Source organism: Algoriphagus terrigena DSM 22685 (genome assembly GCF_000429445.1).
In the GTDB taxonomy this organism is placed as follows: Bacteria; Bacteroidota; Bacteroidia; order Cytophagales; family Cyclobacteriaceae; genus Algoriphagus; species Algoriphagus terrigena.
In genome coordinates this window covers 37,054-56,508 of sequence record NZ_AUBW01000025.1, presented here as the reverse complement: position 1 = coordinate 56,508, position 19,455 = coordinate 37,054, and the positions used below count along the sequence as shown (strand labels likewise).

The following is a 19,455-nucleotide window of genomic DNA, read 5'->3' as shown; positions in this document are numbered from 1 at the left end:
TAACGCTAAATTCGATCCCATGAAAGCTCCTCACTTTCTTCTAGCGCTCCTACTTTTTGCATCCATAGCCTGCAGTTCGGAGGAACAAAGTGTTCCCGACCAAAGCATGTATTTTCCGCCAGCGACCGGCTCGGAATGGGAAACTACCTCGCTTTCCGATCTGGGATGGAACGAAAGCCAAGTCCCTGCCCTGCTTGATTTTCTGGAAGAAAAGAACTCCAAATCCTTTCTGATTCTAGTCAATGGCAGGATCGTCATGGAAGAGTACTTTGACGGACATACGGCAAGCGACGCCTGGCAATGGAACAGCGCCGGCAAGACTTTGGTAGCGACTACCACAGGAATCGCGCAACAGGAAGGCTTATTAGACATCAACGCTCAGGTGTCAGACTACCTTGGCACAGGCTGGACGAGTGAGCCGATCGGGAAAGAAAGCCTGATCACGTCCAGACACCTCCTGACCATGACCTCGGGCATCAACGATGAAAATGAGTTAATCATCAAACCCAACCTGACCTACCTAGCTGACGCAGGCACACGCTGGTCCTATCACAATGTCTTTCAAAGACTCATGGATGTGGTGTCGGCGGCCAGCGGACAGGAATTTGAACCGTATTTTAACTCCCGACTGAAGGATAAGATCGGAATGGATGGATTCTGGAACTTTGGACTCGTCTTCAAGATCTACCACAGCACTACACGCAGCATGGCTAGATTTGGATTGCTTGCGCTGAATGGAGGCAAGTGGGACGGCGAGCAAGTAGTCGATGCCGCGTTTTTCAGCGAAAGTATCACGACCTCGCAAAACCTCAATCCTGCCTATGGCTACCTGTGGTGGCTGAACGGCAAAAGCCAATTTATGATTCCCCAAACACAAACCGTGTATCCGGGGTCTTTGGTGCCAAGCGCCCCGGCGGAAATGTTTGCCGCCATGGGCGCGGCAGATCAACGCCTCTATGTCGTCCCCAGCAAAAATCTGGTGATCATCCGGATGGGAGAGGCATCCAATCCCTCGGACCCCAATTTTGCGCTTTCTGGATTTGACGAAGCGCTTTGGGAGAAGATCAACGCGGTCATCGAATAGATCTGAGCTTGAAGTGAGCTTCTATTTACTTTGTCTTCCCTTTTCCGGTGGAAAATCCCGATCCGTATCAAGTCTCAAAACCCGCTTTTCCGAGTCTGCCTGTCACTGATTCGACAGCTGCGGCTCACGATCCTTGATCGTCTTGCGATAGTACGGCTGTCTTTTCTCCTGCAGATAAGTAGTCACTTTGGTATGGTAGAAATCATATCCGATCACGATCAGCAAAAAGACACACACGATGTAAAACACATTGTAAGCGATCGTGAGATAGATATATCCCGCGCAAACACCTCCCACGATGTAGGAAACCATGATCGTCAGGAGCAATCTCATCTTATCCTGCAGCTCTGGCTTTTGCCTGTATTCCTTCTTGGAAAACATCGACACCAAAATCCCCAAGTCAGTCGTCAGCCCGGTGAGGTGGGTTGTCTTCACAGTACCGTTGGAGATGGTCGCGGTCAGACCGTTTTGAATTCCCATCGCAAACAACATCAAGCCTACCATCAGCTCCGTCTCCAGCAGTGTCTCTTTGTAAAAAAACTGGATATATGTCCCTACGATCAACAGACAGATAATCTCCAACACTACGGGCAAGGCGTGGGCGAGATAGGCCCGCTGTTTATCAACATTGATCACGACAAAATTGGAAGTAAAGCTCCCCAGAAAAAAGAGTCCGATCCAGCCAAACACCACCAGCGCCTCATACCAGTTGCCTTTGGAGACTTCCTGCGCCAGGATGGCGAAGTGTCCCGTTACGTTGGAGGTAAAGGCAAAGAAGATGATCACCGAGATGACATTCACCATGCCCGCCGAGAAGGCCGTCAAAGCTCCCAGCTGCATGTTTTCCCGATTGGTTCTATTTCTGTATTTTCTGATCATGTTAGTTTATGCGTTTATTCTTGCGAAGGTCATCTTCACGATGCCCCGTACCTGCATATCAAAATTGAAATGCAAAACCATCCGATCCGAGCTAAGCTCTTGGATTTGATAATGTTCCGTCGCACTGTTGGCTCCCTGGATCTGGAGGATATTTCCCCTTCCTTTCAGCTTCCATTGCAGGGATTTCGTTGGGCTTTTTCCTCTCATCTCCAGCCTCTCATCGCTCACAAACTTCCAAACCTCCGCTTCGTGGATTATCAGACTTTCCGCCAGCTGGCTTTTGATATGATCCGTGAGATGGTAATCAAAACCAGAATCCGGAATGCTGTCTACTTTTTCATACTCCCAAGACACTTCCTTCCACTCCCCCAAGATGTTGGACTCGGGGCCGGGCTGAAGCGAAAGCAGGGTGAAATACAGGCTCAATACGGCTGCGAAAACGGTCGGATATACGAATCTGACTCTCATGGTTTTTCGGGGTAAAATCAGTGGGCGATCCGCCCGTGGGTGAAAAACATTGCCGCCAACTCGTCCTGGTGCTGTTCTTTGGCAGGCATGGAAAAATCCTCCCAGTTGACCTCTGTAAGGTTCAGTTTACTCTTTCGGAAAAAAGGAATCATGTCAAAGCTGTCACTGCTTTTGAGCTTCAGTTTGTAATTGACCGGGATAAAAGCTTCCTCCACGTTATTTGCCGACGTGTAGTTTTCGAAAGCAGACTGATTGATTCCGCTGAAGATATCTACCGTCATACGCTCAATCTTGTCTTCAAACTTGGCGAGAAGGAGCTTGCAGCTTGCTTGAAATTCAGGCGTTTCCAGTTTGGAAAGCGTATTTCTCTTCGAGTAGAAAAGTAGCTCCGTAATCGAGGTGGAAGCCATCAGGCCGTGCACCAGGATCAAGTGGATCTTCTCCTCGTCCTGATAACTTTTCTGAAGCGCGACTTTGGCAATGTTGAGAGAATTTACCGTGAAGTCGGTTGGAATTAATACTGTTCGTGCCATGATCCTTGCTATTTTTGATTTAACAAGGGCAAAACTAGAAGCAGCTAATTAGAGCAGTCTAAGGATCAGATTAGGATGTCATTAGAATCTGTGGATGAAATTAAAATCCGATTAGAGAACGAAATTCCCCCTCGGCAAATGTATCTCGACGGTGGTCCCCTCATTGAGCACAGAGGAAATCCTCAACTCTCCGTCGTGGATCCGGATGATGTTTCGGGCGAGCGGCAATCCAATCCCGTATCCTTCGTAATTCTTCGTGTTGGAAGCCCTGAAGTACGGGTCAAAAATATATTCCTTCTCAGTGGGAGGAATGCCGATCCCGCTGTCCTTGACTATCACCAGGATCTGGCTATCAACCACCCCAAGGGCGATGTTTACCGGCTGGCCGTTGGAGTATTTACAAGCATTCAGGACAATGTTGGAGACGGCCAAATGGAGCAGCTGCTCGTTCCCCAAGACCTTGAGCAAAAGAGGGTTATCCGGAAGCAGACTGAAATCCAAGACAATCTTGCAATTGGTCTGGATCTTTTCCACCGTCTCTTTTACATCCAGCACCAGCTGATCCATCCGCACTTTGTCAAACTTCTGCCGCTTCCCATCAAATCCTGTCTGCGCGAGCAGCAGCAAAGCCTGGGTTTTCTTCTGAAGTTTTTCCGCCTCGTCCAGCATCGCATTGATGGATTCGATGTATTCGAGCGGCTCTCTCAGTTTGGACAGCGTGACATCGGCCTCGCCGATGATGGACGTCAGCGGTGTATTCAGCTCGTGGGACGCGTTGCTGATGAAGTTTTTCTGTGTCTCAAAAGAGGTCTCCAGCCGGTTTAGCATGTCGTTAAACGTCTGGGTGAGCTCGCGGATGGAGTCATTGCTGCTGGGCACTTCCAAGCGCAGATGAAGGTTTTCAAAGCCGATTTTCCTCGTCTTTTTGATGATGTTTTGAATCGGCTCGATAATCTTCCTCGAAAACATGATTGAAAACAACACGATGAGCAAGGCCGCAATCCCCAGCGAGGTCAAGATCAAGTTGCGGAGATACGCGAGATGGTGTGCGGAAAAGTAGTTTTCGGCGGAGATGATCACCAAATGTTCCCTTTGATCGGGTGTCTCGTACAGGGTACCGTAGTAGAACGTGTCCTGATCCTTGTAGGTGGCGATGCTATCTGCCAGGATATTTCGTAGAAAGGAATCTGAATAACTGCTCAAACGGGCGTCAGAGAGCACGTTTTCCGGGTTGATGTCTTCCAGGATCAGGTGATCTTCGTTTGGAAGTGTCTCCAGATATTCCTGGCGGAGCTGCTGCACGACATTGCTATCTCCCTGTCCCTCTAACTCAATCTTTGCGGTCGTAATCGCCCGGATTTCCAGTCTTTTGTAAAAATCAGCAAAAGAAAATCGGGAAATGGAATAGTATATAAACCCGCTAAACAACAGCGTATAGCCCAGAAAAGCCGTGAGCAAGATGTAGACGATCTTGTTTTGCAGCTTCATTGGTCTTCTTTTAGGACGTAGCCCATTCCGATCACGGTATGAATGAGCTTTTGATCGCCGTATTTGTCGAGTTTTTTGCGGATATAGTTGACATAGACATCCACGACATTGGTGCCCATGTCGAAGTTGACACCCCAGACTTGATCGAGCATCTCCACCCGGGAAAGCACCCGTCGGGGAAACTTCATAAACATCAGCAGCAGGCGAAATTCGGTCGAAGTCAGCGAGATTTCGTTGCCGTTGCGAAAGACCGTTTTTGCAGTATCATCGAGGATCAGATCCGCAAATCGATAGACTTCATGCTCCACCTTGCTGCTTTCCTCGTTTTTTCCCGTCCTCCGCATCAATGTCTTGATGCGCGCGATCAGCTCAATGAACTTGAAAGGTTTAACGAGATAGTCGTCGGCACCCGACTCCAGTCCGATGACCACGTTTTCGGTGCTTCCCATCGCCGTCAAAAACAAGATCGGTACGTCTCGGTCCTGAAGTCGTACCTGCCGGCACAGCTCCAGACCGTTGATCCCCGGCAACATAATGTCCAAGATCAGCAGGTCGTAGGAATGGTTAAGTGCGAGCTGAAGCCCCATATTGCCATCCATCGCCACGGTGACCTCAAAGCCGTTTTCAGTCAGGCCTTTGTTGATAAAACTGCAAACTCGGGTATCGTCTTCTACCAGGAGTATCTTTTTCAAAAGCGTCTAATTTGGGTTAAAGTCGAACTCAGGGCAATTTGTAGGCTTGGCGGGCCAAAAGCTTCCAGCTTCCTTTTTCCTTTTGCCAAACCAGCAAAACACCGATCTTGATCGAATTGGCCTTGCCTCCATCGAGCACATCCGCCACGAGATTATGCCTGACGATTGCTACGTTATTTTTGACCTGAATGGTTTGGTTTTCGAACGAAGCGGAGACAAAATCCGAACTTCCGCTCACCAGGGCCTCAATGAACTGGGCTTGATTTTCCATCTTTCCACTGGAGTGCCCATAGGTCAAGTCCATCGAGCTGATCTCGCCCAGATTATCCACAGTCGGGTCGATCAGAGCAAGTCGAAGCTCATTTACTCTGGTTTCCACCTCTTTTTCAGCTTGCGCAAAAGCAAAAGTCACGCTCATCAACAGAGCAATTGTCAATAGGGTTTTCATCGGGCTCATTGAATTGAAGTTCTAGTTAGTTGGATGAAGATAGGTAAAATGAATGCTTGGAGAAAACGGAACTTGACCGGGACAGCCATAATTCAGCTTATTTGATTCTTGATCTGAGCACGATTTCCAAAAAAAAGCACAGGACCGAAGACCTGTGCTTGTTGATTTCATATCTGCAATAAGACCGAATTATCCTTTTCTCACCAAGGGAATCACTTGCTCCCCGATTAAAGTAATCGCCTCCGAGAGCTGCTCATGACTCAGTCCGGCATTGTCCATCTGGAAAGTGAACCGGTCGATACCTCCGAGCGCCTCACTGTGTCTGAGGATTTTCTCCGCCACTTCACCGGGCTCGCCGACTAAGTAAGCTCCTCTTTTGGAGTTTTGCGCATCAAAATGCCCTCGGGTTACCGGCGGCCAGCCTCTCTCACGGCCGATTCGTGTGAACGTCTCAGCATAGCCTGGATAGAACGTTTCCACCGCCTCTTCACGGGATTTTCCGACAAAACCCAGGGAATGCAATCCGACTTTCAGCTGCTCGGGAGCAAAACCTGCTTTGTCCCCAGCTTCCCGGTAGAGATCGATCAAGGGTCTGAATCGATGGGTTTCCCCTCCGATCACAGCCACCATCAGCGGAAGACCCAGCGAACCCGCCCTCACAAAAGATCCCGGAGTGCCTCCAACTCCTATCCAGATCGGCAGTCGCTGTTGCACGGGACGCGGATAGATCGACTGGTTGTTCAACGCCGGTCGAAACTTACCCGACCAAGTGACTTTTTCCTGTTGATTAATCTGGAGCAACAGCCCGAGTTTCTCGGCAAAGAGCTTGTCATAATCTTCCAACTTCAGCCCAAACAAGGGGAAAGCCTCCGTGAAAGAACCTCGGCCTACAACCAGTTCGGCCCGGCCATGGGACACCAAGTCCAGCGTGGCAAACTCCTGAAAGACACGGACGGGATCCGCAGCACTCAAGACAGTCACCGCACTGCTCAGCTTGATTTTGCTGGTTTGCGCTGCAGCAGCCGCCAAAATAATGGCCGTAGCTGAATCCAAAAACTCTCGGCGATGATGCTCGCCGATACCAAACACGTCCAGGCCTGCCTGGTCAGCAAGCTTGATTCTGGCCAGCAAAGCATTGATCGCTTCCTGTGCAGTTCCTTTGAGCGTACCATTTCCATCAGTGGGAAACGCCGCAAAACTGTCAATTCCGATTTCCATCGATTTTTTCCTTTCGTTTAGGTTGAAGGAGAAACCGAAAGTCAAAGGAAATGATTCAAAAACCCAAGTCCCAGAAACCTGAAAAACATGTGGATTAAAACCCCAATTAATATCTACCAACCCATTGGTAAACTGTCATGTCTTCTTCATTCTGATTTTTTGGAAAAGCCATCATCAATCCTTGGGAAGTCACCCAAGGTTGGGCAACCAAATATTCCTGCCCGTTGATGGTTTGAACAGGAAATACTTCACGGCTGTCGAGATCTACCCTAAAATATTCATAAGCCCCGTGAAATAGGAAGACCTCATTCCCCATAATCGATACATGGTGGGTTCCACTGGAGGGATAACCAGGCAGGTCAGTAACCACCTCTCGGGACACACCTGGAACATATTTTATCAATTGGCTTTGCTCTCGGGGAACGTAATAGACCCCTTCCCCATTCGAATCTTGGTATAAAGTACTTTTAAAGTCCTCAGGCACCTCAACGGAAGTCCATGTCCAAACATCGGAGTTGCTGTCATAAACTACAAAATCGGCAACCCCATAGAGTTGGAGATAGATTTTCCCTTGGAAATAGAAGGATTTCTCCACAGAACTGGGTTCATACGGGAAATCCGACAGCTTTTTCCATTGCCTGGTTTGGGTATCAAATCTGCTGAAGTCTTTCATGGGCTCCAGACCATAACCCAACCCGAAATACAGATACCTATTTTCGACTGCCTGAATCAGGAAATGGCTTCGGAATCCATGATTATTGGGCAATGGAGGCAGGGGTTGAAATTCCTCCGCATCCAGAGGAAGGGAATAGAATTTCTGAAAGTCCCCAATTTCATTTTGCCAGAAAAGCATCTCATCCCCGACCCCAATCCAATTCCAGTTGTAAAGCCTGGAAATAGGAAATCTATCCTTAAATGACTCCCAAGAATTGACCACTTTTATTTTTTCTTGGAATTCGTCTTCAAATCCTCTCCCTACCATCGAGAACGAATAGTCTCCAGGAGGCATGTTTTCGATAGTAAAACGAAGAGTATTTGGAGCTACCTCGATAGGATATGCAGAATAATATCCTGAACCATGCAGCAAAAATCGAAACTCCAAAAATGACGAAGAACTCAATTTATTGAAATGCACATCAAAAGACTGCCCGACAAAATTCTCCAGTTCGGATAGGGATTCTATCTTGGGAAGTACGACACTAAAAAAGTCCTGCAAAACTGTTGATTTCCCTCCGCTAATGACCATTAAATCAAATTTTCCCTGGGGAAGTGTATAATCCGATGCGCTGAGCCAGACCTTGATTTTGATCTCGGAATGGGATTGCTCCAATATTTCCACTGTAAATATTCCCTCCAACTCCGGAATCCTTACCTCCAGATATTCTGGTGAAGGATTGAAATATTTACCCGAAATGGTAAGTGTATGAAAATGGGTCAATTCAGAATCCGAGACTTCTGTGATAAGAGGAGGACGCACCCCCTGACTGTCAAAGAGCAAAACCTCTCCATAGACCTTTTTATCTCCATATCGCGCAAATGGCCTGACTGAATAATTGACTCCATTGACCAATCTGTCTTCAAGTCTGATTGCCACCAAAGCTTCCCCCGGAGATCCGGCACCCGAAACCGTATGATAGACCGGGTTACCCTGAGAGTACTTCAGCTTTTCCGACTCTATAAACTCCACCCCGTATTCCTCTATTGCCCCGGCATTTGCCTTTATCTCAAAATTGACAGTAACCCCGGTCTGATCCACATCACTTACACTGATACTTTCCAAAAACGGATAGCCTCTGTCGGTAATAAACTCCTCTTTTTCGCAGGAAAAGATCCCCAAGATCGCAACTATCCAAATCCAACTAACGCTTCTCATGTCCGATTAAAATTTATATCCCAGGTGGAAAGTCAAGCCTTTTACAAAATCTTTCGATTCACCATCCACTTTGAATCCGCGAAGACCGAAGACGATACCCTGATGCTTATTCAGATATTTTTCCACCCCGATACCCCAGGTGATTCCCGAATACTTGTCAGACATCTCGAAACTTTTCACCGAAGTCACGACTTCATCGCGCCCATATTTCCCCTGGTAGATTCCGAGCTTTTCATAATCAGGAATCGCATAGGAATAGCCCGCTTCTCCAAATAACCTCCACTTATTAGGCTTCAAGTCCAGGTAATACTTTGCTGTAATTGGGATCTGCAGCAAGCTGAAATCCAGAAACACGTCCGCTTCATAGCGGCTTGCCCCGAATTCATAGATGAAGTATTCCTGAGCGTCAAACTGCGTCCAAGACACACCAGCATTCAGGGAGAGATTTCTTTTGAAAGTCAAAAAAGCCTCCCCATTCAGTCCAAAAGCAGGAGAAGATCCCGTAATCTGCGCCTCGTGGCCTGAATCGGGAATGGTCAAACCGACTGTCTGACTGCTGTATCCAACATACGGTGTGATCACAAAAATCCGAGAAAAAGTCCGTGGCTTTTCTATCGTATTAGCGGTTCGGGCCAGATATTGAAGCGAAAGTTCTTTCAGATTGGTGATTTCAAGCAAGGGGTCGAGCATCGGATTCCCCAATCTATTGGAAAGCTGTGAACGATAGGAATCTCCCAGAATCTCCATGCCTGCCGGAGTCTCGATATAGAAAATCGGTTTTTCTCCATTCAGCCTCCAGAAAACGGCATCCTTTACCGGATGGGGCAGCTTTTCCAAAAAGACAACTTGTTTACTAGTGTTTTGCGGGATTTCTTTCCTGAAAAACAAACGCTCCGAAACTCTAAATTCCGACACTTCCTCAACGGTATATCTTACCTTTTCCTCCTTTTTTGTCCTCGCGAAGTAAATCACGGTGTTGTTTTCGGACGGTATATCCTCAATGATCCCTTGACTCAGGGCTGTATCAGCTACGACGATGTAATCCTTTTTCAAAGGCACCTGAGCCAGTGATTTTTCGGGAAAGGCGAGGCCTAAAGCTGACAATATCAGCAGCCCAAGTATTTTTTGGGCAGAAAATTCTCTTGAGAGCAAATCAGAAATGAGTTTTGGTGATACTTTGGGAAAAATCCGCGTGGGCAAAACTATAACTAAATACAACAGTTAGTTCGTCGCCGCCTAAAAAAATCTTCTCTTTTCCCAAACCTCCTTACCCTCAATTTTTCAATCTACCAGAACGACCTCTAAGCTATTGGAAATCCGATATTTTATAATTTTGCCGTCAATTTCCTAGAATCTAGCTCGACCAATTCTCTATTTTTGCCGCATGGATAAACAAATCCTCGTCGACTTAGTCACCAAAACGATGCCTTTTGGCAAATACAAGGGCAGGCTGCTCTGCGATATTCCCGAACACTATCTGGTCTGGATGCATGGCAAGGGATTTCCGGAAGGCAAGCTCGGCATGTGGCTGCACACCCTTTACGAAATCCGGCTGAATGGTCTGGAGGATATTTTGCGGGATCTAAAAACAAACTTCAAGTAAGCCCATCGATGAAAGGAATTTCGGCCTTTTTGACTTGGCAGCGGGTTCCTGCTCAAGGGATCGAGTTCAAAGATCTCAGGAAGGAAAGCTTGTTCTTTCTTCGATACGCCGTTTTCTATGTTCTGTTAGCGATTCTGATTGGATGGCTGATTGTGAAAATGCCGTTACCGATACTGGGAGCCGGCGAATTCGTCCAGGATTTTTGGTATGCGATCGTGTTCAAAATCTTTTTCCTCTTGCTCATTCCGGCGATTGTCTACTTCCGGATTTGGCGCTATTCCGCACAGGATTTACTGCTGGGAATAAATCCAACGGCATGGGGATGGATCAAAGGCGCAGCGTTAATTGCCTTGGGGTTTCTGCTAAACGCGAGGCACCTGTCCGGGATTTTGGATCAACTTCCCGAATTCGCCGACGCCAATCTTAGGCTTGCTCTGGGAATCGTCCTGCCGTTTTTTGTCGCGGGATTGCCAGAGGAAGTGTTCTTCCGGGGCTATCTACAAACCCGCCTGGAAAGGCTTTGGAATGCCCCAATTGCTATTTTGGCTTCAGCCGTTTTGTTTACCGCCTGGCATTTGCCCAGCCGGTATTTCCTAGCATCGGGAATTGAAGGAAATGCAGGAGATTTGACCTCAGTATTGTTGGGAACTGGTGTACCGGTTTTCTTGGTCAGCCTTTTTTTTGGCTGGCATTGGGCTCGGTACCGCAATTTACCGTTGCTGATTTTGGTTCACTGGGCCATTGACATTCTCCCTTCACTCAGTTCCTTTTTCCAAATCAAATTTTGATTTTGGGAGTGACAATCAAACTCCGTCGGCCTTCTCTGAAGCTGTTTCATTTGCTTTCCTGTCTCGTCGAGTGAAGCATATCCAGTCGCCAACCGGCATCTGTTTTCACAGCGGTGGCACTCTCCAGCCAGCGGACTTCTCGGATCACCTCGCCATCTCTGCTGATCGTGGCAAAGTTGTGATACGCCACCCAGCCCCGATCTCCCGAGACCGTCGTCTTGATAAATTCAAATCGGTTGACTCTGGTCGCAGGATTTGGATTTTGCTTGGCTTCCGTGAAATAGTCAAGGAGGATCTGGTTGTCCCAAACCTCCCCGTCCTCCAAAAGGATAAAGTCAGCGGTATAAAACTTGCTCATCTGATCGGAATCAAAAGTCGAAAAAAGGGTATCAAAAGAGCCTTGGATCAATTGCTGGATCTCTTTTTCGTCAGCGGTCTGCTGCGCTTGCGCAAAAACTGAGACGCTGAAAAAGAGGAAGATGAGGTATTTTTTCATAGTGAAAATGGAGTTAAATAAGATGCCGTGAGGACGGGATTTGATCAAAGTTTGATCAATTCTTCGTACAATATATTCACAGATTCCCGGATCACCCGATTGAAGCCTTCTTCGTAGGCAGGATCGCAACCGTTGCTGATGACCACGATTCCAAACTTCTCATCCGGATCAAAAAACATGGCGCTGTACAGGCCGTAAGCCGACCCTGTGTGTCCGACAAGCTCATGACCAGTAATCAATTTGTCCGTCTTCCAAAGTGCCAAACCGTAGTTCTCTTCAGATGAGAGCGGCGTTTGCATAATCTGGGAGCTCTTCTTGCTGATTATTTTCACGCCTCCGCTCTTCCCGTAGTTCATATGCATGATCATGTATCGGGCCAGGTCCGGCGCTGAGATTTTCATCCCTCCTGTCGGAGAAAAGATCGGCGTGCTGTAGCCAAACTGATAGTTGGCAATCTCCTCAGTTCTCGGCGCGTAGGCCGCTGGAGAAAGGGTGAATTTCGCAGAATCTGGCTTATACTCATAAATCCAACCAAAACTGGAAGCATCCAATTCGCCTACATTATAACCCCCGTAGAGCCCAAGCGGAGCCAAAATATGACCTCTGACATATTGGTCAAACCGCTCACCGGAATACTTCTCGATGATCGCTCCGGTCATGTTGTAGTTAAGGTTACAGTACTGATAGCCTTTGCCGGGAGCATAATCATTGTAGCCCTTTTCCCAGTTCGGATTTTGCGCGGGATTGATCGCGTCCAAGGTGAAATACCCTTCCGAATCGTTGATGCTTGAGGTATGCGACAAGAGCATTCGCAGCGTAATGACCGGGTCGGGAAACTTCGGATTTCTAACTGCAAACCCGACCAGATCGCTCACATCATCATCCAGACTCAGCTTTTTCTTCTCCACCAACTGCATCACTGAAGTGGCCGAAAAGGATTTTGAGATAGAGGCGATCCGAAAAATATCTGTCGTGCTCAGCGGTACTTTCCCCTCTTCCTTCCAGCCGAAAGCCCTTTCATAAATGAGTTCGCCATCCTTGACCACCGCGACAGAAAGCCCCATTACCGGCACCTCGTCCATTAACTCAATTAAGCGGACTTCGGCTTTCTCTTGCGTAAAACCCTGAACCGAAACTGAAAGGAAGAAGAACAGTATAGTGACTTGTTTTGTCCAACTCATATGGAAAACTAAGGAAAATCTGATCTGGAATAAAGTTCAGACAAAAATCATTTTGTGTTTCCGAACAATATTGAATCTTTTCTTGAGGATCGACCTTTCAAATCTAATTTCTTTGAAAAATTCTGATTTGCCATCCAATAGGCTGGAAGGAATTTTGAATGAATTGAGCCAAACTTACCCACTGAGAAAATAATGCTTTTGGATCGAAGGATTTTGTAGTTAATCCACCATTGTTTCAAATAATAAATTCTTCCCTGAATTCTATTTAAAAACACCTAGTTAAATCGGGGAATTTAATGATTTAGTCAATATATTAACAGGCTAAACGTCAAACCTATGAGGCTTCAATTGATTTTTCTTGCCCTCTTTTTTTGCTTCTGTGCAAATGCCCAGACGATTGTGGTAACAGGAAAAGTGGTGGATGCCAACTCCGGCCAACCCATAATTCAGTCCCATGTATTTATTCCCAAGACAAGTATTCAAACTTTTACCGATTCTACGGGAAATTTTGCGCTATCCGGCGTAGTTCCAGGGCGGTGGACCATCGTCTCAGCAAAAGAAGGGCATCTACCTCAGGAAATGGAGATAAACGCCAAGAGATCTTTCAGAGGAGAATCCAACGAAATCTCATTTGCTCTGGAACAGAATCCAAACAAGAGTCTTACCCAAAAGAAAAGTGGAAATACGAAGAAATTACAAGAAAAAGTCCTTGATCAATTTGTGATTGCCGAAGACGGGGAAAGCATCGTCTTGGCGAATCCGGAGGTAATTAGTTTTGAGGTGGATAAAAAAGCGAATTCAGTGACTGCACATGCTCAGGATGCGCTGATATTTAAAAACTCCACCACGGGTTACCTGATTACAGTTTGGTTGAATGAACCGATAGACCTTAATAAATCCCTGGATTTTGAGTCCATGTATTGGACTTATTTTCCGTCTCAGGAACTGGACGTTGAAGAAAAATTAAAAACTGATGCCAATAGACTGGCTATTTACAAGGAAACTCCGGAGTATCTGTTGAGAAATCTCCTGACAAGTTCTGCCGATTCCTTGAACCTGAGTTTTGGAGAATTTGAAGGAGAATTCGATGTAAGGATTCAAAGTCCATTTGAACTAACAACCGATTCAGGGAATTTGATCAGGTTCAGTTTTGAGGGTGAAAAATTAGCTCTCAAAGAAAATGGGGCGCCGGTATCCAACAACGCACTCCAAGTCACCAAAAGCATCAAAACCTCCCCTTTAGCGCTACTTCCTCAAAATTTCAACGGTGAAAAGCTTTTGGCTTTGGAGCAAATTCAAAAGAACGCGAGGGTCTTGGAGGAGAAAGTATTCCTTCACACAGATCGGGATATCTATCGGATTGGCGATCAAGTCTATTTCAAAGCGTATGTCAACTATGGGAATCCGATATTCTCTGAGGAATCCAGCAAAGTCCTGCACGTGGAGCTCCTCGATACGGCAGGAACTCAGATTGAGCATCAGCTTTTCAAGATCGAAAACGGTACAGCCATGGGACAGCTTTCTCTGCCTTACCACCTGCGTTCACAAGACTTTTTCCTGAAAGCCTACACGCTTTGGTCGACGAATTATGGACCTGAAAACGAATTTGTCAAACCGATCCAAGTTCTTTTGCCTGGCTTTGTTCCCCAGGGAAACAGTCTCGCTGAATACAGTAATGGAGTTACGCTCTTTACAGAAGATGTGCTTCCCATTCCCGGAGATTCGGTGAAGTTGAGCTTTATGGTTCGCAACCAGGAAGGAAATCTGGTTCCGGCGCAGCTTTCTGTTTCTGTATTGGATGACCTAGAGGCAATCCATCTTAATGAGACTCAAAAAAACATTGGAGAATTCTTTTCCAAGCCTCGAAACACGTCGTACCCAGAGCTGGGAGATTTTACCCAACCAAAGGAATTTGGCTTTAACCTAATTGGAACGACCATCGGCCCAAATGCCAGACCAATCAAGTCTGACTTAGAGATCCTAGTCGATGGCCTTTTTGAGAAAATAGATACCAAGACGGACGAAAAGGGGAATTTTGAACTGAATAGTTTAAATTTTAAAGGAGACTACACCTTAGGGATCAAGGCTATCGCCCACAGTACTGACAAAGTAGAAAAAGTAAATCTGGAAATCAGATCTTCACCCCATGCTGTAGGCTATAGAAATTTTGACTTTCCAAAACCAAGGTTTACCGGTATTTCAAGCCCGAGATTAGACTCGCTTGCAGCACTTCCCCCACTTCTTGACGGGGAAATTCTTTTGGATGAAGCAAATGTCGTGTCAAAAAAGTATAATGCTTCGGGTCCTGCACTTTATGGGAAAGCACGGCAGGTCATCGAAGCCAAAGACCTGAATTTGACAGGGATGACTGATCAGTTCATAAGAGCATTGGCAGCCAAAGCTGGAATAATTGCTGCGGGAAGTCCTCCTGTATTAATTGTCCGAAGAGGTGAACCTCTTATTATGATTGATAATGTTCCTATTTACAGTCCATCAGGAACTACTTTTAGTGCGCCTACCCTTCCTGAGGCTAACATGAGTTATACGGTAGGCAACCCGCAATTTTCCCGATTGAGCGATATCAATGTATTTGGAATTGAAAGAATTGAAATCGTGAGAAGTATGAGCCCCATGTATGGAGATGCAGGTGAATTTGGGGTGATTAATATCATCATGAAAACCGGTCAAGACTTTCAAAGAGATATTTTAAACAGCAGAAATTCCTTCAGGGAATTTAAGCTCACGGGATTCTCGGATGCTAAACCATTTGAATTTGTCGATGATGGCGGCATCTCACCTGTCTATCATTGGGAACCAAAATTGACTATTTCCGAAGGGAAAACTTCCGGCTCCACAGAATTCATCCTTCCTAAAAATGCGGAGGCTTTTTGGGTAGTGGTCAATGGAATAACTGAAAAAGGGGATCCCGTTTCCGGGAAGTTTTTCTTAAGAACTTCTCCGCTCGGAGACAACAGAAACTCCAACGATGACTTAAAATAAATTGGCAAAATGCCTCTTATTTACTCCACCCGCTGAATCTCATGCTTTTCGCTCACTCCGTTTTCGTTGATCGTTTCCTTGCGGGTACCGATCGGTTCCAAGGTTTTTCGGTCCAGTTTCACTCCATACAGCGGATAGCGGTTGGAGCTTCAGTTGTACATATACAGCCGGCCGTCATCGTTTAGCCATTGTCCAGATTGATGGGATTGCAATAGGTCTGCTGCTAAGGAAATTGAGCAAAAGCGACAGTGAAAACAGGAGGTTAGTTGGTTTCATCTGTCTATAATTTGTTTTTTAGCGGCCATATGGAATGCCCTGAAAAATCATCCCCTGTGTGAGAAGCCTTTCTCATGGGCATTTCATGGGTTTCTATTTTGGGAGAAAAACAGTCTTCCCGGATGCCGCGCTTTCTTTTGCGGCTTGGAGGATTTCCATCACCAGCAAGTTGTTTTCCAGAGAATATGGGTCGAAGGAAGCAAGTTGAACTTTGCCCCGAACTACCGCCATCAGCAAAGTAAACGGATCGTCAAATGGCTGAGCTCGTGCCGGGAGCTCCATCTTTTCTTCCTCAAATCCACTGTAATCCTCTGCCATTCTCACCCGAAGGTGGCTGCCGTCATCGGCGAAAATTGCCCCCGTCTGCCCGTAGATCTCCATGTCTTTGCGGCCAATCGGCCAGTTCCACGAAGCCTCGATGATCGTCTGAGAATTGGGATAGGCCAGAATGATTGTAGCTTCATCGTCCACCTTTGGATTGTCCGCAGGATTCAGCTGCTGCGTGACGGCGGTGACAGAAAGCGGCCGCTCTCCATCCAAAAGCCAGGTGCTCAGATTGGCGCCATAGCAACCAAAGTCCATCAAAGCGCCCGCCCCATTCAGCTCGGGATCGGTCAGCCACTCAAGGAATTCCGGCCCAACGCCAATCTGCTTGGGGCCGCGGTGCCCGTCCCGCACGACGATCTTTCTCGCCTCGCCGATCTGTCCAGAGTGCAGCAGTTCATTTGCTTTTTCGTTGCTGGCGTACCAGCTCGTTTCATAATTGGTCAGGAGGTGGATTTGGTGCTTTTTAGCCAGATCGGCCATCTCTTTCGCGTGAGCAAAACTCACCGCCAGCGGCTTCTCCACCATGACATGAATGCCTCGGGGAGCGCAGACCCGAACGATCTCGAGATGATGAAACGTAGCTCCAAAACCCGTCACCGCCTCAGGCTTGGTCTTTTCGACCATCTCCTCGACCGTGTCGAAAACAATATCCATCGATATTCCATATTGCTTCACATATTTTTCTGCCAGCTCCCGGTTGGGTTCGGCGATGCCGACGATTTCGATATCGGCTCGGCTATTGGCTTCCAATACCCAGCCCACATGACCGTGATGCAGTCCGGCCACTCCAATTTTCAGCGGTTTTTCTTGGGATAGGACCAACGAAAAAGAAGTCAGTAGAAGTAAAAGAGACAGTGCGAAATTTTTCATCTGGGAATTTAACCGAGAAACTTCAGAATTGCGATTCGAGAGAGTGATTTACGAGGGCTGTCAGTCTGAAGACGCAGCAAAAAGTGACGGTGAATTTCAAAAAAAACACCGCTCACGAGACGAAATACTCCGAAGACGTTGACTTAGTACAACCCGCCAGTGAACACACCGCGACAGGCAAGGCTTATCGACGTTTCGGCCTTAGCGCCTACCTCCCGGCACTTTTCTACTTAATCCTCTCCCGCTGCAACCGGTCAAATTCCTCCAGCAAGGCGATAAGTTTGATCCGCACATTCTTGTCCGAAATGTCCAGCCCCATGGCTGAAAACTGCGTTTGGATAAATTTCATGGCATTGTAGGGAGTGACTGTGACTTTGTTGAAAGCCGCCTCTTCGGGAGTGAGGATGTTGTTGTACATGTCCATCAGGACATAGCCACGGTCGGAGTTTCGCAAAACCTCGAGCGCTTTGTCGATTACTGTGTTCCAGTTCATATTTTAAAGGAAAGGGGTTGAAAAAATGGATTAAGCATTTAAAATATAGCCAATTCCATGCCGCGGGCAAATTATTCGGTCTTGAATAAAACTTTCAGGAAAACCCAAAACAATCCGACTTTCCCTATAATTTTTATAGGCTAATTGCTTTCGAATTATTTTTCTTTTATATATTTGTCACACTAACTATTGGTATGACACAAGAACTATTTGCCCGGTACTCTTTCCTGCTCGACCGCACGGCCCGAAAAGTGAAGCAGTATGCGCAACAGCAGTTCAAAACCGGGGAGTTTGATGTGACGGTCGACCAATGGTTGGTACTGAAAAACCTTTCCGAAAATGAGCTTCTGAGCCAAACAGAACTGGCTAACCTTGTTTTCAAAGACAATCCCACCTTGACACGGATCATTGATTTGCTTTGCAAAAAAAACTACGTCGAGCGGGTGCCTCATCCACAGGACCGAAGGAGTTTCCAGCTTCATTTGACCGAGTCCGGGATTTCCAAAGTCAGTGAACTCCGGCCCAAGATTTTGGAAATCAGAGAAAAGGCCTGGGAAAACCTAACCGGAAAGGATTTTGAAGAGTTTAAGCGCATCCTGGATACCATTTACCAAAATCTGGATGGGCAGGTCTCGGAATAGTAAAAGTATTTAGCATACTAATTATATTTGTACGAACATTTTGGAATTTATCGGGGTTTAAGCTCCTAAAGCTATGAATACAAACACGATCCACACCGACCTTTGCATCATTGGAGCCGGCCCAGTAGGGCTTTTTGCCGTTTTTGAAGCTGGACTGCTTAAGATGCGTTGCCACTTGATTGATGCCCTGCCGCAGGTGGGAGGACAGCTTTCGGAGATTTATCCCCAAAAACCGATCTACGACATCCCCGGCTATCCCGAGGTGAATGCGCAGGATTTGGTGGACAATCTGATGGAGCAGGCGAAGCCTTTCCAGCCGACATTCACGCTGGGCGAGCGAGTGGATCATCTGGACAAGCAGGCTGACGGAAGCTTCATCGTCACCACCAGTGACAAGACGCACGTCCACGCGCAAGTGATTATCATTGCCGGTGGTCTGGGTTGTTTTGAGCCAAGAAAGCCCGTGCTGACCAACTTGGAGCAATTCGAAGGCAAGGGCATCAACTACATGGTGAAAAATCCGGAAACTTTTCGTGACAAAAACGTGGTGATTGCCGGCGGTGGGGATTCTGCACTTGACTGGACGATCTTCTTGGCAAAAGTCGCCAAGCGGGTGACTTTGGTGCACAGAAATGAGACCTTCCGTGGCACACCTGATTCTGCTGCCAAAGTATTTGACATGGCCAACAGAGGCAAGATCGACTTGATCCTCTCTGCCAACCTGAAAGAAGCAAATGGAAACGGCAAGCTGGAAAAAGTGATTCTGGAAGACAAGCATAAGCAAGACATGTCTATCGAAGCCGACTATCTGATTCCACTCTTCGGATTGAGTCCAAAGCTCGGCCCGATCGCAGACTGGGGTCTGAGCATTGACAAAAACGCCATCGAAGTAGACACCCGCGATTACTCCACGGGAGTTGATCGCATCTACGCCATAGGAGATATCAATACCTATCCGGGCAAGCTGAAGTTGATCCTTTGCGGATTTCATGAGGCAGCGATCATGATGCACTCTGCCTTTAAATATGTGTATCCGGATCAGAAACTCAGTTTCAAATACACGACTGTAAACGGCGTAAACGCATTCTAATCGCTAC

The 19,455-nt window shown here is 46.9% G+C and carries 19 protein-coding genes; 6 read left to right on the top strand and 13 right to left on the bottom strand.

Going from position 1 to position 19,455, the window contains the following annotated elements:
• The first annotated feature begins 19 nt into the window (after positions 1 to 19).
• A complete protein-coding gene (locus G459_RS0120365; protein WP_026969299.1) occupies positions 20 to 1,084 on the top strand; it encodes a serine hydrolase domain-containing protein in 1,065 nt (354 codons plus the stop codon).
• Positions 1,085 to 1,186: 102 nt separating this feature from the next.
• On the opposite strand, the gene G459_RS0120360 is transcribed toward G459_RS0120365, so the two are convergent.
• From G459_RS0120360 to G459_RS0120320, 9 genes are all read right to left on the bottom strand, one after another.
• Positions 1,187 to 1,963 carry a YoaK family protein gene (locus G459_RS0120360; RefSeq protein ID WP_026969298.1) on the bottom strand — a complete coding sequence of 259 codons (777 nt, stop codon included), beginning with the start codon at positions 1,961 to 1,963 and terminating at the stop codon, positions 1,187 to 1,189.
• 6 nt (positions 1,964 to 1,969) lie between these two features.
• On the bottom strand, positions 1,970 to 2,431 hold the full coding sequence (locus tag G459_RS0120355; RefSeq protein ID WP_026969297.1) for a lipocalin-like domain-containing protein: 462 nt from the start codon (positions 2,429 to 2,431) through the stop codon (positions 1,970 to 1,972).
• Positions 2,432 to 2,448: 17 nt separating this feature from the next.
• Entirely contained in the window at positions 2,449 to 2,964 is a 516-nt protein-coding gene (locus G459_RS0120350; protein WP_026969296.1) for a hypothetical protein, read from the bottom strand.
• A 111-nt stretch (positions 2,965 to 3,075) separates the two neighbouring features.
• Positions 3,076 to 4,452: a sensor histidine kinase gene (locus tag G459_RS0120345; protein WP_026969295.1), complete on the bottom strand. Its 1,377-nt coding sequence runs from the start codon at positions 4,450 to 4,452 to the stop codon at positions 3,076 to 3,078.
• Positions 4,449 to 5,144, bottom strand: coding sequence for a response regulator transcription factor (locus G459_RS0120340; RefSeq protein ID WP_026969294.1), 696 nt, complete (start codon positions 5,142 to 5,144; stop codon positions 4,449 to 4,451). Before G459_RS0120340 ends, G459_RS0120345 begins: the two co-directional genes overlap by 4 nt.
• A 28-nt stretch (positions 5,145 to 5,172) precedes the next feature.
• A complete protein-coding gene (locus G459_RS0120335) occupies positions 5,173 to 5,592 on the bottom strand; it encodes a nuclear transport factor 2 family protein (protein WP_026969293.1) in 420 nt (139 codons plus the stop codon).
• A 189-nt stretch (positions 5,593 to 5,781) separates the two neighbouring features.
• Positions 5,782 to 6,810 carry an LLM class flavin-dependent oxidoreductase gene (locus tag G459_RS0120330; protein ID WP_026969292.1) on the bottom strand — a complete coding sequence of 343 codons (1,029 nt, stop codon included), beginning with the start codon at positions 6,808 to 6,810 and terminating at the stop codon, positions 5,782 to 5,784.
• Between the two features lie 106 nt (positions 6,811 to 6,916).
• Positions 6,917 to 8,683 carry a Kelch repeat-containing protein gene (locus tag G459_RS0120325; protein ID WP_026969291.1) on the bottom strand — a complete coding sequence of 589 codons (1,767 nt, stop codon included), beginning with the start codon at positions 8,681 to 8,683 and terminating at the stop codon, positions 6,917 to 6,919.
• A 6-nt stretch (positions 8,684 to 8,689) separates the two neighbouring features.
• Positions 8,690 to 9,835: an outer membrane beta-barrel protein gene (locus tag G459_RS0120320; protein ID WP_157373392.1), complete on the bottom strand. Its 1,146-nt coding sequence runs from the start codon at positions 9,833 to 9,835 to the stop codon at positions 8,690 to 8,692.
• A 232-nt stretch (positions 9,836 to 10,067) separates the two neighbouring features.
• Here G459_RS0120320 and G459_RS0120315 point away from each other — a divergent pair, with 232 nt between their 5' ends.
• Both G459_RS0120315 and G459_RS0120310 read left to right on the top strand, forming a co-directional pair.
• Positions 10,068 to 10,286 carry a DUF3820 family protein gene (locus G459_RS0120315; protein ID WP_026969289.1) on the top strand — a complete coding sequence of 73 codons (219 nt, stop codon included), beginning with the start codon at positions 10,068 to 10,070 and terminating at the stop codon, positions 10,284 to 10,286.
• Between the two features lie 8 nt (positions 10,287 to 10,294).
• Positions 10,295 to 11,074, top strand: coding sequence for a CPBP family intramembrane glutamic endopeptidase (locus G459_RS0120310; protein ID WP_026969288.1), 780 nt, complete (start codon positions 10,295 to 10,297; stop codon positions 11,072 to 11,074).
• Between the two features lie 46 nt (positions 11,075 to 11,120).
• Here the strand turns inward: G459_RS0120310 and G459_RS0120305 are convergent, their stop codons facing one another.
• Positions 11,121 to 11,570, bottom strand: coding sequence for a nuclear transport factor 2 family protein (locus G459_RS0120305; RefSeq protein ID WP_026969287.1), 450 nt, complete (start codon positions 11,568 to 11,570; stop codon positions 11,121 to 11,123).
• 44 nt (positions 11,571 to 11,614) lie between these two features.
• Positions 11,615 to 12,751 carry a serine hydrolase domain-containing protein gene (locus G459_RS0120300; protein WP_026969286.1) on the bottom strand — a complete coding sequence of 379 codons (1,137 nt, stop codon included), beginning with the start codon at positions 12,749 to 12,751 and terminating at the stop codon, positions 11,615 to 11,617.
• A 336-nt stretch (positions 12,752 to 13,087) separates the two neighbouring features.
• Between G459_RS0120300 and G459_RS0120290 the strand changes: the two genes are divergently transcribed.
• Complete coding sequence (locus G459_RS0120290; RefSeq protein WP_026969284.1) at positions 13,088 to 15,751, top strand: carboxypeptidase-like regulatory domain-containing protein; 2,664 nt, start codon at positions 13,088 to 13,090, stop codon at positions 15,749 to 15,751.
• A gap of 369 nt (positions 15,752 to 16,120) precedes the next feature.
• Here the strand turns inward: G459_RS0120290 and G459_RS0120280 are convergent, their stop codons facing one another.
• Together G459_RS0120280 and G459_RS0120275 are read right to left on the bottom strand one after the other, a co-directional pair.
• Positions 16,121 to 17,224 carry a Gfo/Idh/MocA family protein gene (locus tag G459_RS0120280; protein ID WP_026969283.1) on the bottom strand — a complete coding sequence of 368 codons (1,104 nt, stop codon included), beginning with the start codon at positions 17,222 to 17,224 and terminating at the stop codon, positions 16,121 to 16,123.
• A 226-nt stretch (positions 17,225 to 17,450) separates the two neighbouring features.
• A complete protein-coding gene (locus G459_RS0120275) occupies positions 17,451 to 17,717 on the bottom strand; it encodes a hypothetical protein (protein WP_026969282.1) in 267 nt (88 codons plus the stop codon).
• A 194-nt stretch (positions 17,718 to 17,911) separates the two neighbouring features.
• On the opposite strand from G459_RS0120275, the gene G459_RS0120270 reads away from it, so the two are divergent.
• The gene (locus G459_RS0120270) at positions 17,912 to 18,358 is read left to right on the top strand and encodes a MarR family winged helix-turn-helix transcriptional regulator (protein WP_026969281.1); all 447 of its coding nucleotides are present in this window, start codon (positions 17,912 to 17,914) and stop codon (positions 18,356 to 18,358) included.
• A gap of 73 nt (positions 18,359 to 18,431) precedes the next feature.
• Positions 18,432 to 19,448, top strand: coding sequence for an NAD(P)/FAD-dependent oxidoreductase (locus tag G459_RS0120265; RefSeq protein ID WP_035456509.1), 1,017 nt, complete (start codon positions 18,432 to 18,434; stop codon positions 19,446 to 19,448).
• The last annotated feature ends 7 nt before the right edge of the window (positions 19,449 to 19,455 follow it).

What these genes read in the sequence shown, in the direction of transcription:
- G459_RS0120330 (WP_026969292.1), bottom strand. Translation starts at nt 6,810, where the DNA reads ATGGAAATCGGAATTGACAGTTTTGCGGCGTTTCCCACTGATGGAAAT.
- G459_RS0120315 (WP_026969289.1), top strand. Translation starts at nt 10,068, where the DNA reads ATGGATAAACAAATCCTCGTCGACTTAGTCACCAAAACGATGCCTTTT.
- G459_RS0120290 (WP_026969284.1), top strand. Translation starts at nt 13,088, where the DNA reads ATGAGGCTTCAATTGATTTTTCTTGCCCTCTTTTTTTGCTTCTGTGCA.
- G459_RS0120305 (WP_026969287.1), bottom strand. Translation starts at nt 11,570, where the DNA reads ATGAAAAAATACCTCATCTTCCTCTTTTTCAGCGTCTCAGTTTTTGCG.
- G459_RS0120335 (WP_026969293.1), bottom strand. Translation starts at nt 5,592, where the DNA reads ATGAAAACCCTATTGACAATTGCTCTGTTGATGAGCGTGACTTTTGCT.
- G459_RS0120325 (WP_026969291.1), bottom strand. Translation starts at nt 8,683, where the DNA reads ATGAGAAGCGTTAGTTGGATTTGGATAGTTGCGATCTTGGGGATCTTT.
- G459_RS0120310 (WP_026969288.1), top strand. Translation starts at nt 10,295, where the DNA reads ATGAAAGGAATTTCGGCCTTTTTGACTTGGCAGCGGGTTCCTGCTCAA.
- G459_RS0120360 (WP_026969298.1), bottom strand. Translation starts at nt 1,963, where the DNA reads ATGATCAGAAAATACAGAAATAGAACCAATCGGGAAAACATGCAGCTG.
- G459_RS0120300 (WP_026969286.1), bottom strand. Translation starts at nt 12,751, where the DNA reads ATGAGTTGGACAAAACAAGTCACTATACTGTTCTTCTTCCTTTCAGTT.
- G459_RS0120350 (WP_026969296.1), bottom strand. Translation starts at nt 2,964, where the DNA reads ATGGCACGAACAGTATTAATTCCAACCGACTTCACGGTAAATTCTCTC.
- G459_RS0120265 (WP_035456509.1), top strand. Translation starts at nt 18,432, where the DNA reads ATGAATACAAACACGATCCACACCGACCTTTGCATCATTGGAGCCGGC.
- G459_RS0120280 (WP_026969283.1), bottom strand. Translation starts at nt 17,224, where the DNA reads ATGAAAAATTTCGCACTGTCTCTTTTACTTCTACTGACTTCTTTTTCG.
- G459_RS0120365 (WP_026969299.1), top strand. Translation starts at nt 20, where the DNA reads ATGAAAGCTCCTCACTTTCTTCTAGCGCTCCTACTTTTTGCATCCATA.
- G459_RS0120345 (WP_026969295.1), bottom strand. Translation starts at nt 4,452, where the DNA reads ATGAAGCTGCAAAACAAGATCGTCTACATCTTGCTCACGGCTTTTCTG.
- G459_RS0120270 (WP_026969281.1), top strand. Translation starts at nt 17,912, where the DNA reads ATGACACAAGAACTATTTGCCCGGTACTCTTTCCTGCTCGACCGCACG.
- G459_RS0120355 (WP_026969297.1), bottom strand. Translation starts at nt 2,431, where the DNA reads ATGAGAGTCAGATTCGTATATCCGACCGTTTTCGCAGCCGTATTGAGC.
- G459_RS0120275 (WP_026969282.1), bottom strand. Translation starts at nt 17,717, where the DNA reads ATGAACTGGAACACAGTAATCGACAAAGCGCTCGAGGTTTTGCGAAAC.